Here is a 22,449-nt window from a genome sequence, read left to right on the forward strand (position 1 = left end):
TGAGCGGCGGGCTCGGTGACGGGACGGTCAGTCCTGAGCCGGCATCAACCGGGTCACCTTGCCCTTGAGGTCGGCGTTCAGATAGCCGGTGACGTGGTCATCGCTGAGATAGACGGCCAGTCCGAGCGTCGTGTCGAACGTGTCGTCGGCAGGGCGAACCAGGATGTACCGCGCGGTCGGCCGTTCCACGTTCAGGTCCTTGTCCGCCCGCTTCAGCAGGGCGGGAAGGACGTTCCAGTCGAAGTCGTCCAGACTGAAAGGGCGCTTGCCGCCGATGATCGCGCCGCTGATGATGCCCTTCTCGACGCCCTGGCCCGGGCGGTAGGTGTAGCTGTCGTACTTGGTGTCGCTGCCCTTGACCATGATTTCCGCGGAGACGTAGTCGGCGTAGACAGTCAGGTCGCACGCGCGGTCCGTTCCGGTCGTGGCTTTGATCTCCTTGATCGCCGTCCGGATTCCTTCCGGGGTGAGCAGGCCGGCCTTCGCATCGGCTTCCTGATCCGGCCCCGACCGGGACGCGCTCGGCGCCGCGGACGTCTGAACGCTCTTCCTGGTCGAGGCCGAGCCAGGCGAATCGACCGCCTTTCCCGCGTCCTTGTGGCCTCCGTCCGGTGCCATGGACCACACCAGGACTCCGATGAGCACGGTCCCGACGACGGGCAGGGCGACCGCGGCGACCCGGCTCTTCGAGCGGCGGCTCGTTCGCGACGGCGCCGGCCCGGTGGGGCCCACGGGATAGGGGGTCGCCGGGCCGGCCGGGCCGGGTACGGCGTCGTGCGAAGACGACGGCCCGAAGCCAGAAGAGGAAGCGGAACCGGCTGCCGTGGCGGGTGGGAACGGAGCCCCGGCCGGGGGCGCCAGCGGGTACGAGGTGACGTCGCCCGCCCCGCCGGGAGGACGTGGAGCCGGGCTCCGGCCCTTGGCCGCGTCCGCGAGCATCCGGTGCGCGCTCTCCACGTCCAACCGGGCGGCCGGGTCCTTGACGAGTACGGCGTTCAGGAAGCCGGTCAGCGTTCCGGCCTGACGAGGCGGCGGAACCTCCTCGCTCAGCAGAGCCGCCAGGGTCGCGAGCGTCGTGTTCCGGCGGAGCGGGTGATGACCCTCGACGGCGACGTACAGCATCATCGCCAGTGACCACAGGTCTGAGCCCGGGCCTCCCTCGGCGCCGGATATGCGCTCCGGCGCCATGTAGTCGGGCGTGCCGATGACCGATCCGGTCGCCGTCAGGGCGGTCGACTCCCTGATGGCCGCGATACCGAAGTCGGTGAGCACCGGGCGCCCGTCGGGCCGCATCAGGACGTTGGCGGGCTTCACGTCCCGGTGCTGAATGCCGGCGTCGTGTGCGGCGCGCAGCGCGGCCAGCACCTCGTGGCCGACGTGGGCGGCCTCGACGGGCGTCAGCGGCCCCGAGGCGAGCCGGTCGTGAAGGGAGCCGCCGGCCACCAACTCCATGACGAGCCACGGGTAGGTGTTCTCCCCGCCGTCCACCACATGGTGGATGGTCACCACATTGGGGTGGTCTACGCGGGCGAGCGCCCGTGCCTCGCGCAGCACACGGGCTCGGAGCAGAGCCGCGCCCTGCGGGTCGTACTCGGCGAGACCTGGATCCGGCGGCCGTACCTCCTTGAGCGCCACCGCTCGGTCCAGGACCAGGTCACGCGCCCGCCACACCATGCCCATACCGCCGCCGCCGAGCCGCGCCTCCAGCTCGAAGCGCCCGTCGATGACCCGTCTGCCGGATTCCCCGTCGTTCATGGCCAGAAGACTACGAGACGCCGGTGACACGGCCCCGCGCAGGTGACTCCGCCAGCACACCGGGCCAGCGCGTTGCACACTTGCCGCCTCGTGCAGCCTCGTTGCCTCGTCGCCTCGCTGGGCCGTGCCGCCTCGTGCAGCCTCGGAACTAGCCGCCCGACGGCCGCGGTTCGCCAGCAGCCTGTCGTCCCCCACGGCCGTCGCCGCCGGCACATCGAGGACCGCGGAACCCGTCGGGCCTTCACGCGCAGCTAAGATCACCGCGGCGTTGCGACCGCATCGCCGTCGGCCGCCCCAACAGAAAGCAGAAGCAGGCGTGTTCCAGGAAAATCCCATCTTCAGCCGCCTCGTCGCCGAGCGCGGCGACGTCCCCGCGCAGGTACGCGGGGACGCCGAACGCATACACCACGACCTTGCCCAGGCCATGCGCTGGGCGCCCGCGCCCCATATGAGCACACCGCGGAACCTGCCCGCCCTGGGGGCCCCTCCGAACACGCTGTGAGGCACTGGGCGCCGCTGTCCGGCTCCGCCGACGGGGTCGAGCTGTTCACTCAGAAGGCCGAAGACGAGGCCGAGGCCGTCGCCGGCGCCGTGGAGAAGCGGCGGCGGGAGTTCGGCCCGGTCCGGCTGTGCGCGCGGCGGGCGCCGGCCCGGCTCGGTGCGGCACCCCGGCCGCTCGCGCCCACCGGGAGCGGACCGGGTTGGGCCCGCCGGGTACCGCGCCGGCCCGAGGGCGTCGTCGGCAGCATGACCCACTGTGCGGAGTAACCGGCGGCCGCCGTCGCGCCCATCGCGGCGCTTGGCGTGGACGGAGAGCCCGACGAACCCGTCTCCGAGGGCGTGCGCGAGCTGATCACGGTGCCCGGGGAACGGCCCGTACTCGACCGGCTCGGCGCCGCTCACCCGGGCGTGCACTGGGACGTCGGGCACGGCCAGGTCGTGACCGCCGTGGTGGTCCCCGCTCCTACCAGTGGGCGGGGCGGCTGAGCGCCGGAGGCAGCACGGTGGCCGCGTCGCCCTTGGCCGCGTTCAGCTGCGCCTGGGTGAGGAAGAGCGCGCCGGAGAGGTCCGCGCCGCGCAGGTCGGCGTCCCGCAGGTCGGCCCCGATCAGGTCGGCGTCCCGCAGATCGGCCCCGCTGAGGTCGGCCGCGACCAGCAGGGCGCCGCGCAGGCTCGCTCCTCTGAGATCGGCGCCGGACAGCTTGGCCCCGATCAGATCGGCTCCGCGGTGGTTCTTCTTGCGGCCCGGGACCTGGGCCCGGGCCAGCTCGCTGGCCCGCAGCAGCAGTGTGTTGACCTCGCCGCGCAGGGCGTTCACGTCCAGCTGGGTGATCGCCTCGGCGCTGCCGCGGGTCAGGTCGTCGATGTCGGCCAGCGCCCTGCGCAGGTCCTTGTGGACGGGGCGGGCCGGTGCGAGGTCGAGAGCTTCGGTGACGTACCAGAGCAGCTCATGCAGCTGCCTCATCACGGGGAAGACCTCGAACATGGAGCGGGCCGTCTTCGGGGCCTGACGCCAGTCGGTGCCACCGAAGGTGATCTGGGAGACCTTCTGCCCGGCGCCGAAGCAGTCGAAGACGGTGCAGCCCGCGTAACTTTTGTCGCGGAGCTGCGCGTGGATGCCGCAGCGGAAGTCCTGCTGGAGGTTCGAGCACGGCTGGCCTGCGGCCTTGTTCACGGCGAAGTCGGCGGAGCGCGCGAAGGGCAGGGCCACGCAGCACAGGCCGAAGCAGTCGGCGCAGTCGGCCCGCAGCTCCTTGCGGTCCTCGGCGGTCCTGCCGCTTCGTGCCGCCGACTGCTCGTCGCGGGGGGTATTGCTGCTCCGGGGCGCCTTGCGGTCGTCCCGGGACGGTCCGCGGTCCCTCTTCTCGGGCTCCGGGCGCTGCTTGCGGGCCGCCCGCTCGTTCCCGCTCTGCCGGCTCGTGCGGTCCTGGCCCGCTGTGCCGCCGTCCCGGTGCTGGCCGGCGGACGGACGCTTGCGCTCGCCGGCCTGCGACGGCCGGCCCTGCCCCCCGGCGGCGGACGACCGGCGCCGGCCCCCGGCGGAGGACGGCTGCTTGCGGCCTTCGCCCGAGGAAGGGCCCTTGCGTCCCCCGGAGGAAGAAGGGACTCCGTGCTGTGGCGACACCGTGCGTGCTCCTGTTGGGCGGCGGGCACCGCATGCCGCGATACCCCGAGATCGGCGTTCATTCTCGCAGACGCGACGCGCTGCCCGGCCGGACCTCGACGGCCCGGAGCCGCCGGGGTGCGGGCGGCGGCGCACGCCCCACGGAGCGCGTCACCCCGTCCTGGACCGCCATCGCCGCCAGCACTTGGAGCGCGGTGAACGCCTCGGTCTCGGCGACCACCACACGCGACCCGGCCTCCAGCGAGGCCGGGTCGGCGCGGCGCCCGCGGAGGACCACGCCGCCCGTCGAGACGACGCTGAGCACGGCCGCCTCGACAACGTCATCGCCCTCGATGTCGGGCCGTGTCTCGGTCACCGCGTGCCCGATCCACTCCAGCACCTTGCCGGCGTTTCACCGCGACCTCGGCGACCCGGGGATCGACCGGGACACCGGACCACGGCGTGGTGGCGAGGGCCACCCGCAGCCGGCCGGGGGCCGCCCCGCCGAACTGGTGCGTCGACTGCTGGACGCCGGGCACATGACCCCCAATCAGGCCGACCTGGCCCGCCAGGTGCCCCGTGCCGTGCCCCTCACCTCCGACCTGTGCGTCGCGGCGACCCCACCGGTCACACCGACGCCGGCAACGCCTACGTGCGGATGCCCGCGATGAGCGAGCTGCGCGACCGCGTCACCCGGGAGGAGGGCTACGCCGAGCCGGTCCCGCCCGGTGCCGCCGGCGGCACCGGCACCCCGCAGGCTGCCCTGGCCGCGTTCGCGCTCCGCGCGGACTTCATCGTGACCGGGTCCGCCAACCAGTGCACGGTCGAGGCGGCGACCAGCGCGAAGCGTCAGGGACCCGCGGGTCCCAGGGGACCGGACCACCGAACGCGGTGAACTGCCCGCCGCCCTCGCCGGGCACAGCCTCGGCGACTACTGGGCGCTGCATGAACGCTGTCCAGCAGGAGTTCGCCGTCCACCCCGCCGGCTTCGACCTCGCGGAACTCACCCTCCCCGTCGAGACCGCCCGGCACCGCGGCGGGCCCCCGCCGCCAGCCGTACCCGCCCCCGCACGGGCAGCCGTCGACCTATCCTTGCCCGCCGTGGACGGGCCGCACGGCCGGTGCCCGGCACGGGCCCGAACACGCTGCCCGCGCCGGGCACGTTGCCGCAGCCGCTGCCTGACGTGTTCCCGGACGGCTCCGGGCCCCGAGTCAGGGCCGCGGAGCGGCTCCCTCGTCGACCGGCAGTGCGACGGGTTCTTCGGCCGGGAGCGCCTGCGCCCGGCCGGCCGCCGTACCCGTGCCGTCCGTCTGCGCCCGCCCGGCTGCCGTATCCGTCCCGTGCGCCTGCGCCGCCCGGTTCGCGCGGCGCAGCGCCAGGTGAAGGACCGGGATCAGCACGCAGGTGACGGCGGCCGACTGCCACAGCAGGGCGTCGAGCCGACCTGCTGCCAGAAAGGCGCCCGCTGCCACCGCGGCCACGGCGCACACACCGCGGTCCACGATGCTCTCCACCGACAGCAGGGTGGCACGCGGAGCGTCCTTCGGGATCGCGTCGTTGATGAGTTTGCGTTGTACGGGGTAGCAGAAGCCGGTGATCGCGGCGAACGCGCAGAGCAGCCCGGCCACCGCCCACGGGCCGCCGACGGTGGTGCCCGCCAGCGTGGCCGCGAGGGCGACGCTCAGCAGTGACACCCAGGCCGTGGGCGACAGCCGTGAGCCCAGCCACTGCGGCCGCGCGGAGGCGACCGCCTCGGCGATCGTCATCGCCGCGAGCACACTGCCGTGGCTGCCCTCGCCGATGCCGTGGTCCAGCAGCACCGGTTGGAAGAGGTTGACCTGGCAGATCCGCGACAGCGTGAACACCGCCACGCCCTGCACCATGAGCAGGACGAGCCTCGGTGACGACCGGAGAGCCCGCAGCGCCGCGCCGGTGTCGCGCAGCGGCGCGGCGTCGCGCCGCCCGGAGGCCCGCGCCCTGCCCGCGTCCCGCGGAGCGAGCCGTGGCAGGGCGAGGGCGCAGCCGAGCGAGCCTGCCGCGCTCACCGCGCTCAGCACGTACGGAGTCTGCGGCGCCAGCACCATCAGCGGTCCGACGAGCGGCCAGCACACGACCTTTGCCGCCAGGCCCAGCGCCCGAGCCGTACCCTCCGCGCGGAGGTAGTGGGCGTCCGCCCCTTCCGCGCGCAACCCGTCGTACAGGCAGGCACTGGCCGCGCCCGACGTCAGGGAGCGCCCGGCGGCGATGGCGAGGAAGTGGAGGAGGAAGCCCGTGTAGGAAGGGGAGAACACCGGCACCAGGTTCGCCGCTGTCATGACCACCGCGCCCGACCACAGGCAGTTGCGTGCGCCGATGCGGTCGGCGACGAGTCCGGTGGGGATCTCGAAGAGGCAGAAGGCGATGTAGTAGATGCTCTGGATGCCGAAGATCTGGCTGTCGGACAGGCCCGCGTCACGCTGGTAGGCGTAGAAGACGGGCATCCACCACAGCAGGTTGAACAGCAGCTGGAACCCGTTGTTGAGGCGGATCACCCGGCGGGCCGCCGGGGTCAGGTCCTCCTGTGGAGCGCGGCGCCACAGAGCGGGCGTACGGCGCCTCATCGGGCGTACGGGCGGACCTGGACCAGCTGGAACGCCCCCTCGTCGGTCATCAGCCACTCGATGTCCAGGGCGTCGTCCGGGTCCTCCTTGCTGAAGTGGGACTGCAGCAGGCGTCCCGCCAGGGCCAGCCCGGCCAGTGCCTCCCTCGTGTCCGCCGGCAGATCCGTGCCCGAGGACCCGACGGCCACCGTACGGCCACCGCCCTCGACCGTGTTGTACAGGTACTGGTGGGGCAGGACCGTGCCGTCCACCACGCGCTCGGGCGAACCGGCCGTGCAGTTGAGGTACACGTTCCGGAAGTCCTCCCGACGCGTCGGGTTGCAGGTGACCAGCACGCCCCCGAGGGCGGCCGGCGTGTACTCCTGGATGATCACCCCCATGTAGGTGTCGTCCAGCGAGATGCCGACCTGGTGCCGCATCCGCACGCTCCGCGGTGACAGGAGCGACGCCCACACCTGGACGACGGCCTCCATCAGCTGATCCGCGCCGCGAACCGTCGTCACCGAGTCGTAGATACCCGCCGCCGAGAACCCCGGCAGGTCCTCGGCGTTGGAGGAGGAACGCACCACCAGCCGGCGGCCGTCGGCCAGCAGCCGCGGCACGGCCGCGGTGATGGCTCGCGCCACCTCGTCGGGCATCGGCGTGCTGCGCATCAGGTGCTGGAGATCCAGCGAGAGCGAGTCGATCATGTCGAGCGCGTCGAGCTCGAGCGCCATCTTCAGCTTGCCGATGCCCTGTTGGAGTGCGGGCGACGAGGTGAGGTAGAGATGATGCAGATGGAACGGCAGCGCCACGCCCCGCGGAGCCAGGACCGTCCGGGCCACGCGTTCGGCGGCCGAGAGCCGGAGCCGCTCCAGGGGTGCTCCGGGCTCGCCGAGCCGCGCGCCGAGATGGGCGAGCAGATCCGGCCGCGGCGGGCGCGGGCGGGCGTGGAAGACGGTCAGGTCCGCGGTGCGGCTGTCCAGCACGTGGTGCAGTTCGCCGAGGTGCGCGGCCTTGGTGCCGTAGCTGTCGCGGTCGTCGAGCCGCAGCCGGTGCAGTTCCAGGATCGGCGCGTCACCGATGAGCGGCGCGTGGATGTGGATGCGCTGGGTGTCCCAGACCGGCCGTTCCAGCGCCGGGGCGCAGGACAGCGGTTCCAGGGTGACGGCATCCTCCTGCACCCGGTAGCGGACCCAGGCGTCGTCCAGGCCGTGCCGCTCCACGAGAGCGTCCAGGTCGCGGACGATCGCGTTCGGGATACCCCAGCCCGAGGCCAGCACGTTGGTGTGCGAAAGCGGTGTGGTGGGGCGGGTGTTGATGAATCCGGCCACCCGTGGCACGTCGTCGGGCAGGCCCGCCATGGCGACGATGTCCGCCCAGCCGAGATCCGCGGCGCCGGCGCGGTACTCCTGCGGACTGCGGAAGTACCGCAGACGCCCCTCCGCCACGCCCGGGTTGAGGCAGGTGCGGGTGCGGTTGCCGAACAGCTCCTGGCTCAGGATGCGCGGGATGCGGGCGTCGCTGACCGGGGCGAGCTCGTGCTCCTGGCCGTGGTTCGCCGGCTTCAGCAGCAAGGGGAGGCGCCCGTCCACGCGGTGGCGGACGTAGTCGTAGAACTCCTGGAGCAGGGCGCCGTGCATGGTGTCCGCCTCGGTCGTCTCCAGGACGAGGAAGGGCCGCTCGGTGCCGTCGGACTCCTCGTCGCTGTGCAAGGAGAGAATTCCCAGCAGGAAGCGGCGGTCGGCGGCCATGTACACCGAGGCGTTGAACGCGTCCAGCTCCGCGTCGAGTTGCTGCGGCGTCATGCCGAGCACGCGCGTGGCGATGTAGTCGACGTGGAAGGGGTGCACCCGGGTGTCGAGCAGGTGCCAGGTGTTCTCGGTCCGGTCCACCACGACCTTCAGGTACGGGTGTCCGGCGAGCACGCCGGACAGCGTGCGGAACAGCGGCAGCGACAGGTTGACGCCGACCGCGGTACGGTCGCCCGCCGCGTCCGGAACCTCGTCCGGTACGGGTGTCATGCGTGTGCCTCCTCGGCGGCGTCCAGCTGCAGGATGTCCGGCAGCGCGTCCACCAGGGCGGTGAAGTCGCGTACCACGGACTGCGGCCGGTCGGCTGACAGCAGGCACAGCCCCGCCATGGTGTTGGCACCGCCCGCGGGGTCGTAGACGGGGACCGGCGAGCCGTCCGGGAGGGAACTCTCCCGCACCACGGACAGTGTGCTGCCGGCACTGACCGGCGCCTTGCGGATCACCGTCGAGGAGTCCCACCGATGCCGCCGCGGCCACGGCGTGCCGTCGCCGTTGACCGCGAGCACCACCAGGGAGCCCGCCGCGCCCTCGGCGTCCGCCGGCGTCAGGGTCCGCGCGGGCCAGGCGGGTGAACGGCCGAGCAGCTGATCGGTGAACATGCCGACCAGGTCGAGGCCGAAGACCTCCTCGATCTGCGGCACGGTCATCGCGCCCCCGAACCGCGCGGCAGTCTCGATGACCCACATCCGGCCGTCCGCGCCGAGTTTGATCTCCGTGTGGGTGCCGCAGTTCTCCAGTCCCAGAGCGTCCACGGCCTGCCGGGCCAGCTCCACGATCCTGCGCTGGGCTCCGCTTTCGACGGCGGCCGGAGTGATTCCGGCGCGCTCGGTGAACGGCCACACCGTCGGCATGCGTCCACTCAGGCAGACCGGCCGGAACTCGCCATCGACGACGACGCCCTCGACGCTGACGTAGTCGCCCCAGCCGTCGCCGTCGAACCACTCCTCGGCCCGTCCGGTGACGATCTCCTCGACGATGAAGTCCTCCGACGCGCCGGGTACATGCATTTCGGCGAAACCCAGCTGTGCCGAATCCGCCATCGCTTGACGCGAGCGGTGCCAGGCGGCCCGCGCCTGCCCGGGCTCCTCGATGATCTGGTGCGCGGTCGAGCCCGCGCTCCAGGCGGCCTTGAGTAGTAATGGGCATGACAATTCGATGGTCGCCCGCTCCAGCTCGGCGAGCCCGGCGACGGAGCGGAAACGGGGCTGCGGAACACCGTGACGGTCCCACGTGGCGCGCATCAGCCGCTTGTCACGGGCGAGTGCGGCGGCCGGCCCGGCACCCCTCAGGCCGAGCCGTCGGCACGCGTCGGCCACCGCGACCACCGCGTACTCCGAGAAGGTGAGGACGGCGTCCGCCCCCACCTGGCGGGCGCGAGTGGCGATCAGCTCGACGAGGTCCCGGTGCTCCGCCCGGGGCGGCGTGACCACCGAGGCGCACAGCCGCGCCGCGTCGTCGGCCACGCCGTCGGGCAGCCCGGTCAGCGCCAGCAGGTGCACCGTGGACCTCCCGGCCACCCGCGTCAGAGCGTGACCCACTGGGGGCCCGCCCTTGGCATGCACGTACAGCACCTGGCTCACGTAGACCCATCTCCTTCGATGTCGCGGCACTTGATGTCGGGAGCACTCACACCCGCCGGTTCTCCTCCTTCAAGCGAACCAGTCCGAACTCGCCTCCCGGCGGCTGCCCCGCGCGATCCACTCAGGCAAATGCCCTATCCCCTCGTGCGATTGGCGTCATGTGAAGGTGTCGTGATGCGCTAGCGCGCGGATGGTGCGGAGCCTGAGCGCGCCCGGTCCTCTCGTCTTCCCTGGGTGCTACGGATTACGCACGGCGTGTCACCCAACGTCATATCGTGCAGTATTGAAGGAGTAGGGCCGTGGACGAGATGGAATACCAAGCGTCACCGGACGAAGCGGCCGGTCCGCCCGGCCGCAACCCGTTCGGAGCCCTCGCCGAACTCACCCCGGCCGCCGCGTTCATGCGCGACGGCACCGGCCGCTATGTGTGGGCCAATCACGCCTACGCCCACCTGTACGGCACGACACGCGACGCGGTGATCGGCCGCCACCTGTCCGACCTTGACGGACCCGCCGACGCCGGCCGCTTCCTCGCCATGGACCGACAGGTCCTGACCGACAGCAAGCCCGTACGGCACGCCCTCACCTACCGCCGCCCTGACGGATCTCCCGCACACGCGGCGGGCTATCGGTTTCCCGTCCGCTGGGGTGGCGAACGCTGCGTCGGGGGCATCTACGTCGACGTCACCGACTACGTCCGGGCGATGGACCAACGACACCGGGCCGAGGCGGACCTGCGCGCACTCCGCGACCACAGCGGACTGGCCTGCGTCCGGCTGACCCCGGACGGACGGGTGACCGAGGCCGGCACCGCCACGGCCGAGATCCTCCGCGTCCGCCTCTCCGACCTGACCGGTCTGCGCGCGGTCTCTCTGCTCGCCGACACACCCGAGCGCGGTGCCCTGTTGCGCGTCTGGGACGACCTGATCGCCGGCCGGCGCAGGAGCGCCCTCGCTTCAGTGATGCTCGTCGACGGGGAGGGCTGGCAGCGCCGGGCCCGGGTCCGGCTGACCACCGTCGGCGCGGCGGCGCCGGGCGTGACCGGCGTGTGGGCCGTGGCCACCCACCTGGGCCGACGCCAGCAGACCCAACCCGCCCTGACCGCGGCCCAGATACGCATCATCGCCCTGCTCGCGGCCGGCCGCAGCAACGCGGACATCGCCGAGGAACTTCATCTGTCGCGGCAGACCCTGGACTACCACCTGAGCCGGCTCCGCGTCCTCCTCGAAGCGCCGACTCGCCCGGCACTGGTCGCCCGGGCCTACGTCCTCGGCATCCTCTCGCCCCAGGCATGGCCGCCCCGCTCGCCCACGGCGGCCCACCCCTCCAGCCCGGTGTGATCGCCCCCGCGACGCGCGCGGCCCGAAGCCGTACGTCCTGGACGAAGGCATCGCCAACGCCGACGGCTCCCCGCGGCCCGATCCGGGCGCCCCGGTCTCCGTACGGCGACGCAGGCCCGACCGGTGCGGGATGTGCTCGACGGGGGTGGGCCGGCACCAGGTCTCCACCCACGGGCCGGGGCGACTGCCACCGCCACGCGGCGACTGCCTGGCGCCGGCCGAGGCGGCCGGCCGCCCGACGCCGTCCTGAGGCCGCCGTTCGCCGCGCCAGGTCCGCGGTCCGCGGGACGTCACGCAGGACCCGGACCCGCCGGGCCGACGGCTTGCCGGCGCCGTGGCCTTCTATCGCCAACCTGCGTCGTTCCTAGAATGGCCGGGTGAAGGACATCGACGCGATCGCGGCGCTGCAGGACCCCGTGCGCCGCCGCCTGTATGAGTATGTTGTGGCCCAGGGCCGTGAAGTCGGGCGCAACGAGGCGGCCGAGGCCGCCGGGGTGGCGCGCACGCTCGCCGCGCACCACCTCGACCGGCTCACCGAGGCCGGTCTGCTGGACAGCGGCAGCCGTCGGCTGACCGGGCGCTCCGGACCGGGAGCCGGACGCCCTGCCAAGGTGTACACGCGGGCCCGGACCGAGAGGTCCGTCTCCCTGCCGGCCCGCGATTACCGCACCGCCGCCGAACTGCTCGCCGAGGCCGCCGAGCAAGCCGGACTGGACGCCGGGCTGTGCGCGGCCGCCCGCCGCCGCGGCGAGGCGCTGCGCGGGGGTGCCGCCCCTTGCGCCGGCCTCGACGAGGCCATGGCCCTGCTGGCCGACCGGGGCTACGAACCGCGCATCGAGGACGGTGACGACGCCGGGGCGGCAACGGCGGCCGCTCCCGTCGTACGCATGCGCAACTGCCCCTTCCACGCCGTCGCCGAGCGTTTCCCGCCGCTCGTGTGCGCCATGAACCTGGCTCTGCTGGAGGGGTTCCTGGGTACGGACGGCCCCCTCCGCGCCCGCATGGACGCCCGGCCCGGAGAGTGCTGCGTGATCGTCGAACACCTCTAAAAACAATATTCGTTGACATAGAAAGCCGCGGCTGCTGGGATGACCCCATGACCTCGACCGCGCCCGCGTTCCACCTCGCCCAGCTCAACGTCGCCACACTCCGCCACCCGCTCGACGATCCGCGCATGGCCCCGTTCGTCGAGATGCTCGACCCCGTCAACGCCGCCGCCGACACCACACCCGGCTTCGTCTGGCGGCTCGTGGAGGAGGGCGAGGGCGACGCCACCGGCCTGCGGCCCGCGGGCGAGGACGTCATCGTCAACATGTCCGTATGGGAGAGCCGCGAGGCGCTGTGGGACTTCACCTACCGCAGCGGCCACCTGGAGTTGATGCGACGCCGGCGTGAGTGGTTCGAACGGCACGTGGAGGCGCACCTGGTGCTGTGGTGGGTGCCCGCGGGACACGTCCCGACCGTCGCCGAGGCCCTGGAACGGCTGGCCGGCCTACGGGCCGACGGTCCGTCACCCCGCGCTTTCACCTTCACCTCGTTCCACGCGGCCGAGGCCGCCCGAACAGCCGCCTCCCCGGCACCGCTGGGCGAGCAGCCGAGCTGGTGACCGCAGAGTGATCCGGCTGGAGGCGCGTGCGCTGAGTCCGGGCGGCGGAGGAAACCCGCCCGGCTCGGCACCGCCCCGGGGCAGTCAGGTGCTCGTCCTGGACGCGGCTCGTGCCGTATGCGCGGAACAGGCTGCTGCCGCCGCCGCCGCCGCCACCGTCACCGCCCCCGCGTCCGCCACCGCCACCGCCACCGCGTCCGCCACCGCGGAGCGGGCGGGTGTCGGTGTGGGCGCCTTCTACGCGCCACAGAGCCGGCGGAGCGGTTCCTCCGCCGTGGCATCGACGACCGGACCGTACGCGAGGACGTGACGACTCTGGACATCACGCACCTTGTCGGAACGCTCCTGCCCCGCCGCCACCCGGCCCTGAGGCGCCCCCCCTCCGCCTCACGGTCCTGCGCATCACCTGGCTCACCGGGCGCCGTACGAGCCTCCTCTGGATCCCCGGGCGCGGGGTCGGGCACTGGGCGACCGGGGCCCCGGCGGCGACCCCGCCAGCCTGTGGGTGCTGGAACCGACGAGGCCGGCGCAGATCGCATCGGTGATGGCCGTCAGGCAGGTGTCTGGCCCTTACCCAGGCGGCGGGAGGCGAGGAACGCGACGGTGAAGGTCACACGCGAGACGACCGGACAGGCCTCCTGGAGCCGAGAAATGTACGTGCGACGTCTTCCAGTGATCCGAGCAGCGGGTTCGGGTCGTCGGCGCGCGTGACGAGTACGACCTCGCAGGGATCGGCGTCGATGACGGGGACCAGGGCGATGTCCTCGCGCACAGCGGCGCGTCGATCGCCGGCAGGGAAGACCGCGACACAGTGGCCGGTGGCGATGAGTTCCAGCTTGTCCTCGTAGCTGTCGTCGATCGCCGGCTCAGGCGGTGCCGGGCGGCCGGCGACCGGCTTGGGCGTGCTCCAGACCACCGGAGTGCTGACGCAGGCCACCAGTTCCTCGGCCGACAGAGCCCGCAGGCTGACTGCTTCCTCGTTCGCCAGAGGATGACTCACCGACGTGACGAGAACCCGCGGTTCCTCATGGATCTTGGTCACCCGGAGGCCGTCCGTGGGAAAGGGCAGGGGCCTGTACGCGACGAGGGCGTCGACCCGCCCCTCGGCCAGTGCGCGCGTGTCCCGCCAGTCGAGGTGCCGGGTCCGGACCTGGCCGTCGGGGTGCCGGCGGCGCAGTTCCTGCACGCAGGCGGTGATGACCAGCCCTTCGGCGTAGCCGAGGGTGACGGTGCGGGGCTGGGCGGCTGCTCTGGCCGTGCGAGCGGCTCGTTCGGCCTCCTGGAGCAGGATCCGGGCCCCGGGCAGGAATGCCTGGCCGGCGTCGGTGAGGCTGGTGCCCTGTGGCGAGCGGTCGAACAGCCGGACGCCCAGCTGAGCCTCGAGTCGCTGGATCTGACGGCTCAGCGACGGCTGCGCCAGGTGCAGTCTGGTGGCGGCCCGGCCGAAGTTGCCGTACTCCGCCACGACCGTGAAATAGCGCACGAGTCGCAGATCGACGTCCATCCGCTCAGCGTACGTCGCGCGCCGCCATACGCCTGGGACATGACGGCATACGGAACAGGTCTTGGACAGAGGGGGCGGGTGGATATTTGGCTGGAGGGCATGACCACTTATGACGGCAAGAAGATCGTGATCACGGGCGGAAGCAGCGGAATCGGCCTGGCAACGGCCCGGTTGTTCGCGGACGGCGGGGCGCACGTACTGATCACCGGCCGCAACCGATCCACCCTGGACGCCGCGCTGGAGCAGTTGGGGAACAAGGCGATCGCCGTCCGGAGCGACGCCGCGTCCCTGAAGGACATCGAGGCGCTCGCCGGCACGGTCAAGGAGCGGCTCGGCGCGGTGGACGCGTTGTTCGTCAACGCCGGAGTCACGGCGTCGGCGCCGTTCGAGTCGACGACGGAGGAGATGTACGACGAGCTGTTCGGCATCAACACCAAGGGCCCCTACTTCACCGTGCAGGCGTTGGCGCCGCTTCTGCGCGAGGGAAGCGGCGTGGTCCTCACCACGTCGGTGGTGAACGTCCTCGGCCTCGACGCGCTCAGCGTCTACTCGGCGAGCAAGGCAGCCTTGCGGTCGATGACGCGCACCCTCGCCCGCGAGCTGCTTCCGCGCAAGGTGCGGGTCAATGCCGTGAGCCCCGGCCCGATCGAATCGGGCATCCTGGACCGCTCCTCGCTGCCCGCCGACGTCATCGAGGCGATGAAGGACACCTACCGGAGCACCAACCCGATGCAGCGGCTGGGGACGCCCAGGGAAGTGGCCGCCGCGGTCGCGTACTTGGCGTTCGACGCGACTTTCTCGACGGGAACGGAGTTCCCTGTCGACGGAGGAGCTTCACAGCTCTAGCTGTGCTGTCCAGGACGTCGGTGACACGCGGGCTGCGCGCCTGAACGAGGTGAGGGCCCTCTGGCTCGGCGGGGATCGCGACATCTACCGCCGATACAGGAGGCCCTCATGATCCACCGCAGCGTCCGGCTGACGCGGGCCGCACGGCCGCGTCCGGCCCGGTGCGTCGTGGAGCACGGCGGGCCACTTCGCCGAGCCGCCGAACGGTTCCAGGTCGGTCACACCACCGCTGCCCGCTGGGCCGGGCGTTGCCGGCAGGCGGGAGCCGCGGGGCTGTACTGCCGTTCCTGCCGCCCCATGCCACCGGCGTCGCCGGTCTGCCGCCACGGTGGGGGACCACGTCGTGCGGCTCCGCTGAGAACACCACATCGGCCCCGTCAGGCTGGCCGCCCGATTCGGTATCGCGCCGTCGACTCGGCGGGGCACGGAGGATCTCCTGAGCTTCGCCGGCGCCCCCGATCGGGCAGAGGGGCTGCGCTGGCAGGGAGTCCGCGTATGGTGGCGGTGCACGTGCCGGCCGAGGCAGGAAGTCCCTACGACGGCTGCCCACAAGCGACTAGATGTGCTGTCCGGACAGGTCGGTGCCGTAGTCAGCTGGTGTGAGACCGTCGATCAGCCGAGCTTCCGCAGCACCTCGGTGATGGTGGACCGGTACGTGCGCAGCGCTCGCAGTCCGGCGGTGTAGCGGTCGCGATGCCGTGCGATGTCCGCGGCCTGTCGCCGTGCCCGTGCGGCGTGCCAGAGTTCGGCCGTGTGGTGGCGGCGCTTGCAGGTGACGTCCGCGACGGCGGTGGCCCGTTCCCGGCGCGTGTGCCGGGTGTTGCCGTCACTGCCGCGTTTCCAGGCGGTGTCCGTGTACGCCGCGACGGGGTCGGGATAGCGCGTGAATCCTTGTGCTGCCACACAGCGGGACCACACGTCCCAGGCCGCGCGCAGGCGTGGGTCGCGCTTGACCGCCTTGTCGACCTCGACCGTCCGAGTGCTTGCGTAGAGCCAGTCGCGCTTGAGGTCGATGCCGCGCAGCAGCCGCTGGTTCGCCTCAGCGTTGCAGGTGGGGAAATCCGCGTACTCGGCATTGGTCATCCGTCGGCCCTTCGGCCGGAGGGCCAGGGACTTGGCCGGGTCCCAGCCGTAGCCCCAGCGGCGGGCGGTGGCGAGATCCAGGGCGCCGTAGTCGGTGCTGACCGCGGAGGCGACGATGGGATCGCTGGGGTAACGGGGGTCGAGCGGGAAGTTGCGGTGACCGTGCTCCGCCATGCACTGCCGGACCAGCAACGCCGACGCCCGCTGCGACCGCTGGTAGTCCTGCGGTGTGTAGTCGTAGCGGTCGGCCGGCAAGGGGCCGGGGTCCGCCGTCGTGCGTATGACCTCCGGGCGCTCCGCACCGGAGACGCAGATCGCCGCCAACACCGCCACGACACCCAGTCGCAACCCCCGCCTCGTCATGTGAAGGGATGCTAGTGGGCGGCGTGTTGCGGGTGGGAGGGGCCCCACAGTTCGGCGTCGACGCCGGCACTCTGGCTGCGAGCCCTGAAGGTGCGGATCCAGCCGTGGTTCCGGCCGTGGTTCCGGAAAGCCAGCCACGCCTGCCTCGGTACCGCGCCACCCTGCAAATCTCTTGCGCTCGCCATCAGAAGACCTGATGTGCCCGGCCCGATGGCCGACCGTGGGGAGAAACTGCCTGAGTCGTCCTTCGCCGGCGCCGACGACTGCCTGCCGCGTGTCCACAGGTGTGCCGGGCACACCGCTGCCGACCTCGCCCCGGACGACGTCATCGAGTAGCAGCATCCACCGCCGATAGGCCGTCAAGGGATCCGGAAGCCCGCCATGGCGCTGCTGTCGGCATGGATGTGCCTCCTGTCTTCGAAGCCTGCGGGAAGGGGCGAAGCGTGATCTACGACCTGCGGGATGCCGGTGCGGCGGAATCGAGTGACCTTGCTGGTCGCAGCCGAGCCTGCCGATGAATACCTCGGCGAAGTCGATGTATCCGGAGTGCCTCGAGTCGCTGAAGTGCTGGACGTGATCGCCGCCGTGGGCCGGTGTGTGTCTGAGCGCGGAGCGGGGCCGGTGCTACCTCTCCCGAACCACGGAAGCAGCCGGATTTCGTCATCGCCCTCTCCTGGAAACGCTCGATCGGTCCTGGTGCGCGAGTAGCCGTAGAGGTCACCGAGTACCCGATCTCCGAGCAGGCAATCTGATGTGTGCCGGGCGGCAGGAGCAGGTGCGGAGAGGGCGCCCGTCGACGCCTTCGGCCGCCCTCGGGAAACGTCCGAACGGAGATCGGCGGTGGCGGAGCGATCTTGGTTCCGGTCGGTGACGTACCTGTTCTGCATGCTCAGCGGGTTCTGCGGTCCGCGGCATGCCTGTTGAGTACTTGGCTGCTGAGCGAGAGAGCCGCTACGGCCGGTTCATAACGGAACCATCCCCCGGGGGAGCAGGAACAGTTCTCGGTGCCGATGTTGTTCGCCAGCTGTGACGACCGCGGGCAGGAGTGAGCGTCAACAGACACGAGGGACAGCAGGACGCTGATCCCTCTGCGGGCCGGTCGGCGCCTTCGTTCTTGCCGTGCCTGCTCGTGACGGCCGTCGGCCGCGATGTCCGGCCGCTCTCAGATGGCGCTGATCGGCGCCGGGTTCTCGGGGAGCTGCCAGCTGCCACCGCGGTCCTCCTTCGAAAAGCGCGCGACGAGGTCGGGAACGTGCAGGAAGGAGGCCAGCGCGGTGGCGGCCTGGAAGGCGTCGATCGCACGCTGGGTCATCGGCATGCCCAGACGTAGGAGGCGCGGATTCACTTCGCCCTGGATCTCGTCGGCGAAGGGCCGCAGCACGCTGTCGTAGTTCGCCAGCGCGGTCGGCAGGTCGCCCGGGTGCCGGTTGATCTCACCGGCGAGGACGTGGGCGCCCACCAGGCCGCCCGAGACGCCCATCCCGCTGTAGGGGGAGGCGCAGTGGGCGGCGTCGCCGGCGAGGACCACACGGCCCTTGGACCAGGTGTCGGTTCGGACCTGGACGATCTCCTGGGAGTAGAAGAAAGGGCTCGTCCGCATGCCGTCGATGAAGCGCTCGGTCTGCCAGCCCGCGTCGCGGAACCTGCTCGCCCAGAACTGCCGCTGGCGCTCGACGGGTTCCCGGTGGATCGCCGAGGCTTCCTCGGACTCCTCCCGCAGCACGAAGTACACCTGGGTCTCGGTCGGGTTGTGGCTGCGGCGCATGATCTGACGACCACCCGGGACCATGTAGGTGTCCCGGATGTTGCTGTCGGACTCCGTGCGCGGGATGAACCAGTAGGCCATGTGGATGCCGACCCGCCAGTACGGGTCGAAGCCCGCGGGGAGGATCGCCCGGCGGATGCGCGATCCCTGCCCGTCCGCGCCGATCAAGAGGTCGAACTCGCCGGAGGAGCCGTCGGAGAAGTGCGCGATGACCTTCTGTTCGTCCTGTTCGAAGCCGTCCACGCTCACACCGAAGACGTACTCCGTGTCGTCCTTCGACGCGTCGTGCAGGATGCGTACCAGGTCGCCGCGCATGATCTCGTACTCGGAGGTGAGGGTCTGGCGGCCGCGGCCCGAGGTGTTGGCCATGATCGTCGCCTTGGCCCGGCCCCGGGCGTCGACGAAGGCGACACCCACCTCATCCACGAGCCTGCCTCGGACTGAGTCGAGAAGCCCCATCCGCTTGATGGCCTCGATGCCCTGCCCCCGGAGGTCGACCTGCGCCCCGGTGGCCCGCAGCGCCGGAAAGCGTTCGGCGACCGTCACGCGGTGGCCGCCCCGCGTGAGCCAGAAAGCCAGCGCCTGGCCTGCTATCCCGCCGCCGGCGACGAGGACCCGTAGGGGGCGTGCTCCCGATCCGTAGGGCATGCCCATCACTACTCCCCAGGAAAATCTATCAGTGAATGATTCCTCTCCAGGGTCATCTATCAGTGATAGATTTGTCAACGTGACCAAGGTGAACCGGGAGATCGTCGTCTCCGAAGCGCTCGACCTGCTCGACGAGGTCGGGCTGGACACGGTCAGTACGCGGCGGTTGGCGAAGCGGCTGGGTGTCGAACAGCCCTCGCTCTACTGGTACTTCCGCACCAAGAAGGACCTCCTCGCAGCCATGGCGGAGGCGGCAATGGCACCGCATGCGGCCGCTCCGCTGCCCACGCCCGGCGACGACTGGCGTGACTGGTTCCTGGACAACACGCGAAGCTTCCGGCGCACCCTGCTCATGCGCCGGGACGGCGCACGCCTCCACGCGGGCAGCACCCCTGCCAGCGACCTCGACCGGATCCGCCGCAAGATGGACTTCCTGGTCGCCTCCGGAGTGCCGGAGCGGGACGCGCAGATGGCGATGCTGGCCGCCGGCCGTTTCACGGTCGGCAGTGTCCTGGAGGAACAGGCGGACGCAGGCCCCGGCGACGGCTCGGGTCCACCGGCGGACATGCCGGTGATCGACCACGAGTCGGCATTCGAGGCCGGCCTGACCCTCATCCTGGACGGCCTGGTGCACCGCACCGCGAGGCAGGCCGCCTCCCTGTCGACAAACGATCTTTGACGACAGGCGGCCGACGCGTCCAATGAACCCGTGCAGTCCGGAGGTCCGGAGGTTCTGGGCGACGCGAATCCAATCAGCTCCGATGGTGGTTGCTGACAGGGTTTGACGGCAGGTGGGGTGCCCAGTCCTCCATACGGAAGGGGCCCCGAGCGCCTCCAGCGCGAGCTGATCTACGACGGATCGCGCGCCGCCGAAGCCAAGGGCGGCAAGGGCGGGCGCCGCCCCGCCGCGGCGGCCGACGCGCCCGAGGCCGTGCGCACCGCGTACCCGGAAGGCCGGTCCATCGCCGCCCCCGCCCGCGAACACGGCGTCAGCCGCGGCGCGATCCGCACGGCCGTCGCGGACCTCCTGTCCCACGATGCCGCCATCGAGGAGGACTCACCGGCATCGGAGCTGCCGGTCACCCTCGACATGCCGGGCAAGGACACCGGCGGTGCACCGCTCCCGCAGCGCCGCGCACAGGAGAAGGCGTTACGCCGATACGCCTCGGCAGGGCAGGGCGGTCCTTCAACGGGGCTGGTCCTGGACGAGCTGATAGGCCAGGCGGCGGGCTTGGGCCAGCAGCTCGCCGTGCGTCGCCAGCGCGCTGGAGTCGTTGCGTACCGTGTCGGACAGCTTTCGGTGGAGTTCGTCGAGGCTGTGCCGCAGTTCCTCGGCCGCCTGTTCCCGGGCAGCTTGGGTGACCGTCTCAGAACCGGTCTCCGGGAACCGGGCCTGGCCGTAGAGGCCGATCGCGCGGCCGACCTGGCGCAGGAAGCCGGCGTACGGGCCGGTGACATGCTGCCCCGGGCGGTCCGTCTCGCCGTGTTGGCCGGCCATCTCCAGCACGGTGCGGGTCACCCCCGCGATGTGCACGGCGACATGGTCGAGGACGGCCAGCGCATCGGCGTACGCCTCATCAGGCAGGGATACGCCACGCGAACCGCGACCGCGGTGGTTGCCCCTCATGCTTTCGCGGCTCCAGCCGATCGCGGAGCGGGCCTGCTCGACCAGGCGCCCCAGGCGCAGTGCGCGTGTGTGCCAGTCCCCGGCCGAAGACTCATCCCATTCCCCCTGAGCGAGGCCCTCGGCCACAGCGGAAAGGATCTCCTGTGCTTCCCAGGCGGCGTCCCGGAGGGCGGCACGGGCGTCACGCAGATACACGGGGGGCCGGATCACCGCGTTGACCGTGATGCCGACCAGCGCGCCGAAAACCGCCTCACCGATGCGCGCGGTCGACGTGACGAAGGTGACCTGGCTGCTGGTCAGCACGAACAACGCTCCGGTGGCGGCGTAGATGCCCTGGCTGCCCAGGCGCTGCCAGTGTGCCAGCAGTAGCACTGCCGGAAGCACGACAGCCATCGCGATCATCGTGCTGTCCAGCGTGAACGCGACGAGCGTCGCCATCACCGTGCCCACCGTGATCGCCGCCAGCTGTTGCAGACCGTGCGTGAGCGAGCGGTACACCGTCGACTCCACCAGCACGACGGCCACCCATGGAGCGACGAACGCCGCGGGGGCCCGCAGCCACCATCCGGCCACCGCCCATGCCAGACAGGCGGCCACGGTCGCTTTGCCGGCCTGTACCGTCAGATCGCGTTCACGCCCTGGCTCGGTCCATGCTCGCCGCACCGCCTGCACAGCGGCTCCGCCCTGTCGGCGGGCCGCCGCCGGTACCGCCCAGCTCAAACACTCCATAAACCAGCCAGTGCCACGTCAAGCCCGCCAGATGCGCCACTGTGGGCACCGTCACGGAGATCAGGCGCCGGCGACGAGCCGACTGACACCGGCTCGCACAGCGCGGCCACGAAGGAGAGCGATCACAGCCGTACGGTCGCCGCGCCGAGCGTTCTGCCCGTCACCCTGCGGCGGCCTCGCCCATCCTCATCGCACGGTGGATGTCCGGGCCGCGAGGAGGAGGTCAGCCGGCTTCCGCCACGACCCGTAGGGTCTCCAGCCGCCGGTTGGCCGCGTCCGGTAGGAACATTTCGGTCCCGACCCCGTGACCAGGTAGTTCGACGCCGGTTCGATCAGACGTTCGCCGGGCAGGACGGCGGGATGCCGGGTGGGTAGGGGGTGATCATCTCGGCAGCGAGCCGGCCCCGGGCCTGGGCCGTGGAGATCTGCTCGCCTCGCGCGAAGTACGCCTCGTGGGGCAGGCAGCCCTGCTCCATCCGCAGATCGGCAGGGGAGGGGACCACGACGTGAGGGCCGTCGCGCAGGTCGGCGGCCTGGTCGGCCAGGTCGCGCAGAGCTGTGCGGAGGCGCGTGGTGGCGTCTTCGTCGTCGGCGTGCGTGAGCTGAGTACTGATGGGGTGGAGACCTCGCCGGTGACCGCCTGTGATCGTGGTCGAGCCGGCTTGGTCTGCGGATCCGCAGGCACCCGGTGGAGCGGTTGAAGTCGTCGAGCCGGATCTCGGCGACCTGTTTGGGGCGGGCGTCGTAGACAGCCATCAGGGCGAGAGCGAGCTTGTCCTTGATGCCGGGAGCTGGTCCAAGAGCCCCTTGAGGCGGTGGTCCGCCGGAATGGGCCGGGGGACCCTGACGGGCGCGGTCAGGTGCACGTTCCTGGCCGGGGCGCGGAGCGGCGCCCACGATCAGCAGGGCCGGTCCAGGTCGGGTGAGTCGGAGAGCGCGAGCAGGGCCCCGAGTCTGGCCCGACGTCGGCCGTCGGCATGTTCATGTTCGGCTCGGAGCCTTGGGCACGACGACCGCGACCGGGGCTGGACCGCGGTGGTGCCGTGCTGGCATGGCGAGCCCGAGTCGACGCGCGACGGCGTCTGCCTGCGTTGACGCCCCCGTC

22 protein-coding genes and 1 pseudogene are annotated in these 22,449 nt (G+C 71.6%); 12 read left to right on the top strand and 11 right to left on the bottom strand.

All coding sequences use genetic code 11. The features are described 5' to 3' along the window. Positions 1 to 27: 27 nt before the first annotated feature. Complete coding sequence (locus ACF073_RS23715) at positions 28 to 1,755, bottom strand: serine/threonine-protein kinase (protein ID WP_392073038.1); 1,728 nt, start codon at positions 1,753 to 1,755, stop codon at positions 28 to 30. 316 nt (positions 1,756 to 2,071) lie between these two features. Between ACF073_RS23715 and ACF073_RS23720 the strand changes: the two genes are divergently transcribed. From ACF073_RS23720 to ACF073_RS23730, 3 genes are read left to right on the top strand one after another with little or no spacing between them, the layout of a single operon-like run. Further along, on the top strand, positions 2,072 to 2,257 hold the full coding sequence (locus ACF073_RS23720) for a hypothetical protein (RefSeq protein WP_392073039.1): 186 nt from the start codon (positions 2,072 to 2,074) through the stop codon (positions 2,255 to 2,257). Next, positions 2,254 to 2,523: a hypothetical protein gene (locus tag ACF073_RS23725; RefSeq protein WP_392073040.1), complete on the top strand. Its 270-nt coding sequence runs from the start codon at positions 2,254 to 2,256 to the stop codon at positions 2,521 to 2,523. The genes ACF073_RS23720 and ACF073_RS23725 overlap by 4 nt, the downstream gene beginning before the upstream one ends. 36 nt (positions 2,524 to 2,559) lie before the next feature. Beyond that, the gene (locus tag ACF073_RS23730) at positions 2,560 to 2,742 is read left to right on the top strand and encodes a hypothetical protein (RefSeq protein ID WP_392073042.1); all 183 of its coding nucleotides are present in this window, start codon (positions 2,560 to 2,562) and stop codon (positions 2,740 to 2,742) included. On the opposite strand, the gene ACF073_RS23735 is transcribed toward ACF073_RS23730, so the two are convergent. After that, positions 2,720 to 3,505 carry a pentapeptide repeat-containing protein gene (locus ACF073_RS23735; RefSeq protein WP_392073168.1) on the bottom strand — a complete coding sequence of 262 codons (786 nt, stop codon included), beginning with the start codon at positions 3,503 to 3,505 and terminating at the stop codon, positions 2,720 to 2,722. The genes ACF073_RS23730 and ACF073_RS23735 overlap by 23 nt on opposite strands. Positions 3,506 to 3,938: 433 nt before the next feature. Next, the gene (locus tag ACF073_RS23740; protein ID WP_392073044.1) at positions 3,939 to 4,235 is read right to left on the bottom strand and encodes a hypothetical protein; all 297 of its coding nucleotides are present in this window, start codon (positions 4,233 to 4,235) and stop codon (positions 3,939 to 3,941) included. 228 nt (positions 4,236 to 4,463) lie between these two features. Between ACF073_RS23740 and ACF073_RS23745 the strand changes: the two genes are divergently transcribed. Next, the gene (locus tag ACF073_RS23745) at positions 4,464 to 4,754 is read left to right on the top strand and encodes a hypothetical protein (protein ID WP_392073046.1); all 291 of its coding nucleotides are present in this window, start codon (positions 4,464 to 4,466) and stop codon (positions 4,752 to 4,754) included. A 317-nt stretch (positions 4,755 to 5,071) separates the two neighbouring features. Here ACF073_RS23745 and ACF073_RS23750 read toward each other — a convergent pair whose 3' ends face one another. The 3 genes from ACF073_RS23750 to ACF073_RS23760 are packed head-to-tail and all read right to left on the bottom strand — an operon-like array spanning position 5,072 to position 9,833. Next, positions 5,072 to 6,460: an MFS transporter gene (locus ACF073_RS23750; protein WP_392073048.1), complete on the bottom strand. Its 1,389-nt coding sequence runs from the start codon at positions 6,458 to 6,460 to the stop codon at positions 5,072 to 5,074. Further along, entirely contained in the window at positions 6,457 to 8,463 is a 2,007-nt protein-coding gene (locus ACF073_RS23755) for a PEP/pyruvate-binding domain-containing protein (RefSeq protein ID WP_392073050.1), read from the bottom strand. The genes ACF073_RS23750 and ACF073_RS23755 overlap by 4 nt, the downstream gene beginning before the upstream one ends. After that, complete coding sequence (locus ACF073_RS23760) at positions 8,460 to 9,833, bottom strand: acetyl-CoA carboxylase biotin carboxylase subunit family protein (RefSeq protein WP_392073052.1); 1,374 nt, start codon at positions 9,831 to 9,833, stop codon at positions 8,460 to 8,462. Before ACF073_RS23760 ends, ACF073_RS23755 begins: the two co-directional genes overlap by 4 nt. Positions 9,834 to 10,141: 308 nt before the next feature. Here ACF073_RS23760 and ACF073_RS23765 point away from each other — a divergent pair, with 308 nt between their 5' ends. From ACF073_RS23765 to ACF073_RS23780, 4 genes are all read left to right on the top strand, one after another. Then, on the top strand, positions 10,142 to 11,173 hold the full coding sequence (locus ACF073_RS23765; RefSeq protein ID WP_392073169.1) for a helix-turn-helix transcriptional regulator: 1,032 nt from the start codon (positions 10,142 to 10,144) through the stop codon (positions 11,171 to 11,173). A gap of 377 nt (positions 11,174 to 11,550) precedes the next feature. Next, positions 11,551 to 12,222 (top strand): helix-turn-helix transcriptional regulator, encoded by a 672-nt coding sequence (locus ACF073_RS23770; protein WP_392073054.1) that lies wholly within the window; start codon positions 11,551 to 11,553, stop codon positions 12,220 to 12,222. Positions 12,223 to 12,269: 47 nt separating this feature from the next. Then, positions 12,270 to 12,779, top strand: coding sequence for a DUF3291 domain-containing protein (locus tag ACF073_RS23775; protein WP_392073056.1), 510 nt, complete (start codon positions 12,270 to 12,272; stop codon positions 12,777 to 12,779). A gap of 7 nt (positions 12,780 to 12,786) precedes the next feature. Then, on the top strand, positions 12,787 to 13,089 hold the full coding sequence (locus ACF073_RS23780; protein ID WP_392073058.1) for a hypothetical protein: 303 nt from the start codon (positions 12,787 to 12,789) through the stop codon (positions 13,087 to 13,089). 300 nt (positions 13,090 to 13,389) lie between these two features. On the opposite strand, the gene ACF073_RS23785 is transcribed toward ACF073_RS23780, so the two are convergent. Next, on the bottom strand, positions 13,390 to 14,283 hold the full coding sequence (locus tag ACF073_RS23785; RefSeq protein ID WP_392073060.1) for a LysR family transcriptional regulator: 894 nt from the start codon (positions 14,281 to 14,283) through the stop codon (positions 13,390 to 13,392). A 99-nt stretch (positions 14,284 to 14,382) separates the two neighbouring features. Between ACF073_RS23785 and ACF073_RS23790 the strand changes: the two genes are divergently transcribed. Together ACF073_RS23790 and ACF073_RS23795 are read left to right on the top strand one after the other, a co-directional pair. Continuing rightward, positions 14,383 to 15,129, top strand: coding sequence for an SDR family oxidoreductase (locus ACF073_RS23790; protein WP_392073061.1), 747 nt, complete (start codon positions 14,383 to 14,385; stop codon positions 15,127 to 15,129). Between the two features lie 108 nt (positions 15,130 to 15,237). Next, a pseudogene (locus tag ACF073_RS23795) lies at positions 15,238 to 15,426 on the top strand (leucine zipper domain-containing protein); the annotation flags it as partial. A gap of 315 nt (positions 15,427 to 15,741) precedes the next feature. Here the strand turns inward: ACF073_RS23795 and ACF073_RS23800 are convergent. Continuing rightward, positions 15,742 to 16,575 carry a hypothetical protein gene (locus ACF073_RS23800; RefSeq protein WP_392073063.1) on the bottom strand — a complete coding sequence of 278 codons (834 nt, stop codon included), beginning with the start codon at positions 16,573 to 16,575 and terminating at the stop codon, positions 15,742 to 15,744. Between the two features lie 210 nt (positions 16,576 to 16,785). On the opposite strand from ACF073_RS23800, the gene ACF073_RS23805 reads away from it, so the two are divergent. Continuing rightward, on the top strand, positions 16,786 to 16,911 hold the full coding sequence (locus tag ACF073_RS23805; protein ID WP_392073065.1) for a hypothetical protein: 126 nt from the start codon (positions 16,786 to 16,788) through the stop codon (positions 16,909 to 16,911). Between the two features lie 826 nt (positions 16,912 to 17,737). Here ACF073_RS23805 and ACF073_RS23810 read toward each other — a convergent pair. After that, positions 17,738 to 18,988, bottom strand: a complete 1,251-nt coding sequence (locus ACF073_RS23810; protein ID WP_392073067.1) for an FAD-dependent monooxygenase — start codon at positions 18,986 to 18,988, stop codon at positions 17,738 to 17,740. Positions 18,989 to 19,067: 79 nt separating this feature from the next. Here ACF073_RS23810 and ACF073_RS23815 point away from each other — a divergent pair, with 79 nt between their 5' ends. Continuing rightward, on the top strand, positions 19,068 to 19,667 hold the full coding sequence (locus ACF073_RS23815) for a TetR/AcrR family transcriptional regulator C-terminal domain-containing protein (RefSeq protein ID WP_392073069.1): 600 nt from the start codon (positions 19,068 to 19,070) through the stop codon (positions 19,665 to 19,667). 507 nt (positions 19,668 to 20,174) lie between these two features. On the opposite strand, the gene ACF073_RS23820 is transcribed toward ACF073_RS23815, so the two are convergent. Next, a complete protein-coding gene (locus ACF073_RS23820) occupies positions 20,175 to 21,344 on the bottom strand; it encodes an aromatic acid exporter family protein (RefSeq protein ID WP_392073070.1) in 1,170 nt (389 codons plus the stop codon). 332 nt (positions 21,345 to 21,676) lie between these two features. Further along, on the bottom strand, positions 21,677 to 21,847 hold the full coding sequence (locus ACF073_RS23825; RefSeq protein WP_392073072.1) for a hypothetical protein: 171 nt from the start codon (positions 21,845 to 21,847) through the stop codon (positions 21,677 to 21,679). Positions 21,848 to 22,449: the final 602 nt, after the last annotated feature.

The sequence above is a fragment of the Streptomyces sp. NPDC015171 genome, from assembly GCF_043079545.1.
GTDB lineage: Bacteria > Actinomycetota > Actinomycetes > Streptomycetales > Streptomycetaceae > Streptomyces.

What these genes read in the sequence shown, in the direction of transcription:
- ACF073_RS23715 (WP_392073038.1), bottom strand. Translation starts at nt 1,755, where the DNA reads ATGAACGACGGGGAATCCGGCAGACGGGTCATCGACGGGCGCTTCGAG.
- ACF073_RS23750 (WP_392073048.1), bottom strand. Translation starts at nt 6,460, where the DNA reads ATGAGGCGCCGTACGCCCGCTCTGTGGCGCCGCGCTCCACAGGAGGAC.
- ACF073_RS23755 (WP_392073050.1), bottom strand. Translation starts at nt 8,463, where the DNA reads ATGACACCCGTACCGGACGAGGTTCCGGACGCGGCGGGCGACCGTACC.
- ACF073_RS23765 (WP_392073169.1), top strand. Translation starts at nt 10,142, where the DNA reads ATGGAATACCAAGCGTCACCGGACGAAGCGGCCGGTCCGCCCGGCCGC.
- ACF073_RS23775 (WP_392073056.1), top strand. Translation starts at nt 12,270, where the DNA reads ATGACCTCGACCGCGCCCGCGTTCCACCTCGCCCAGCTCAACGTCGCC.
- ACF073_RS23785 (WP_392073060.1), bottom strand. Translation starts at nt 14,283, where the DNA reads ATGGACGTCGATCTGCGACTCGTGCGCTATTTCACGGTCGTGGCGGAG.
- ACF073_RS23790 (WP_392073061.1), top strand. Translation starts at nt 14,383, where the DNA reads ATGACCACTTATGACGGCAAGAAGATCGTGATCACGGGCGGAAGCAGC.
- ACF073_RS23800 (WP_392073063.1), bottom strand. Translation starts at nt 16,575, where the DNA reads ATGACGAGGCGGGGGTTGCGACTGGGTGTCGTGGCGGTGTTGGCGGCG.
- ACF073_RS23805 (WP_392073065.1), top strand. Translation starts at nt 16,786, where the DNA reads ATGGCCGACCGTGGGGAGAAACTGCCTGAGTCGTCCTTCGCCGGCGCC.
- ACF073_RS23810 (WP_392073067.1), bottom strand. Translation starts at nt 18,988, where the DNA reads ATGCCCTACGGATCGGGAGCACGCCCCCTACGGGTCCTCGTCGCCGGC.
- ACF073_RS23820 (WP_392073070.1), bottom strand. Translation starts at nt 21,344, where the DNA reads ATGGAGTGTTTGAGCTGGGCGGTACCGGCGGCGGCCCGCCGACAGGGC.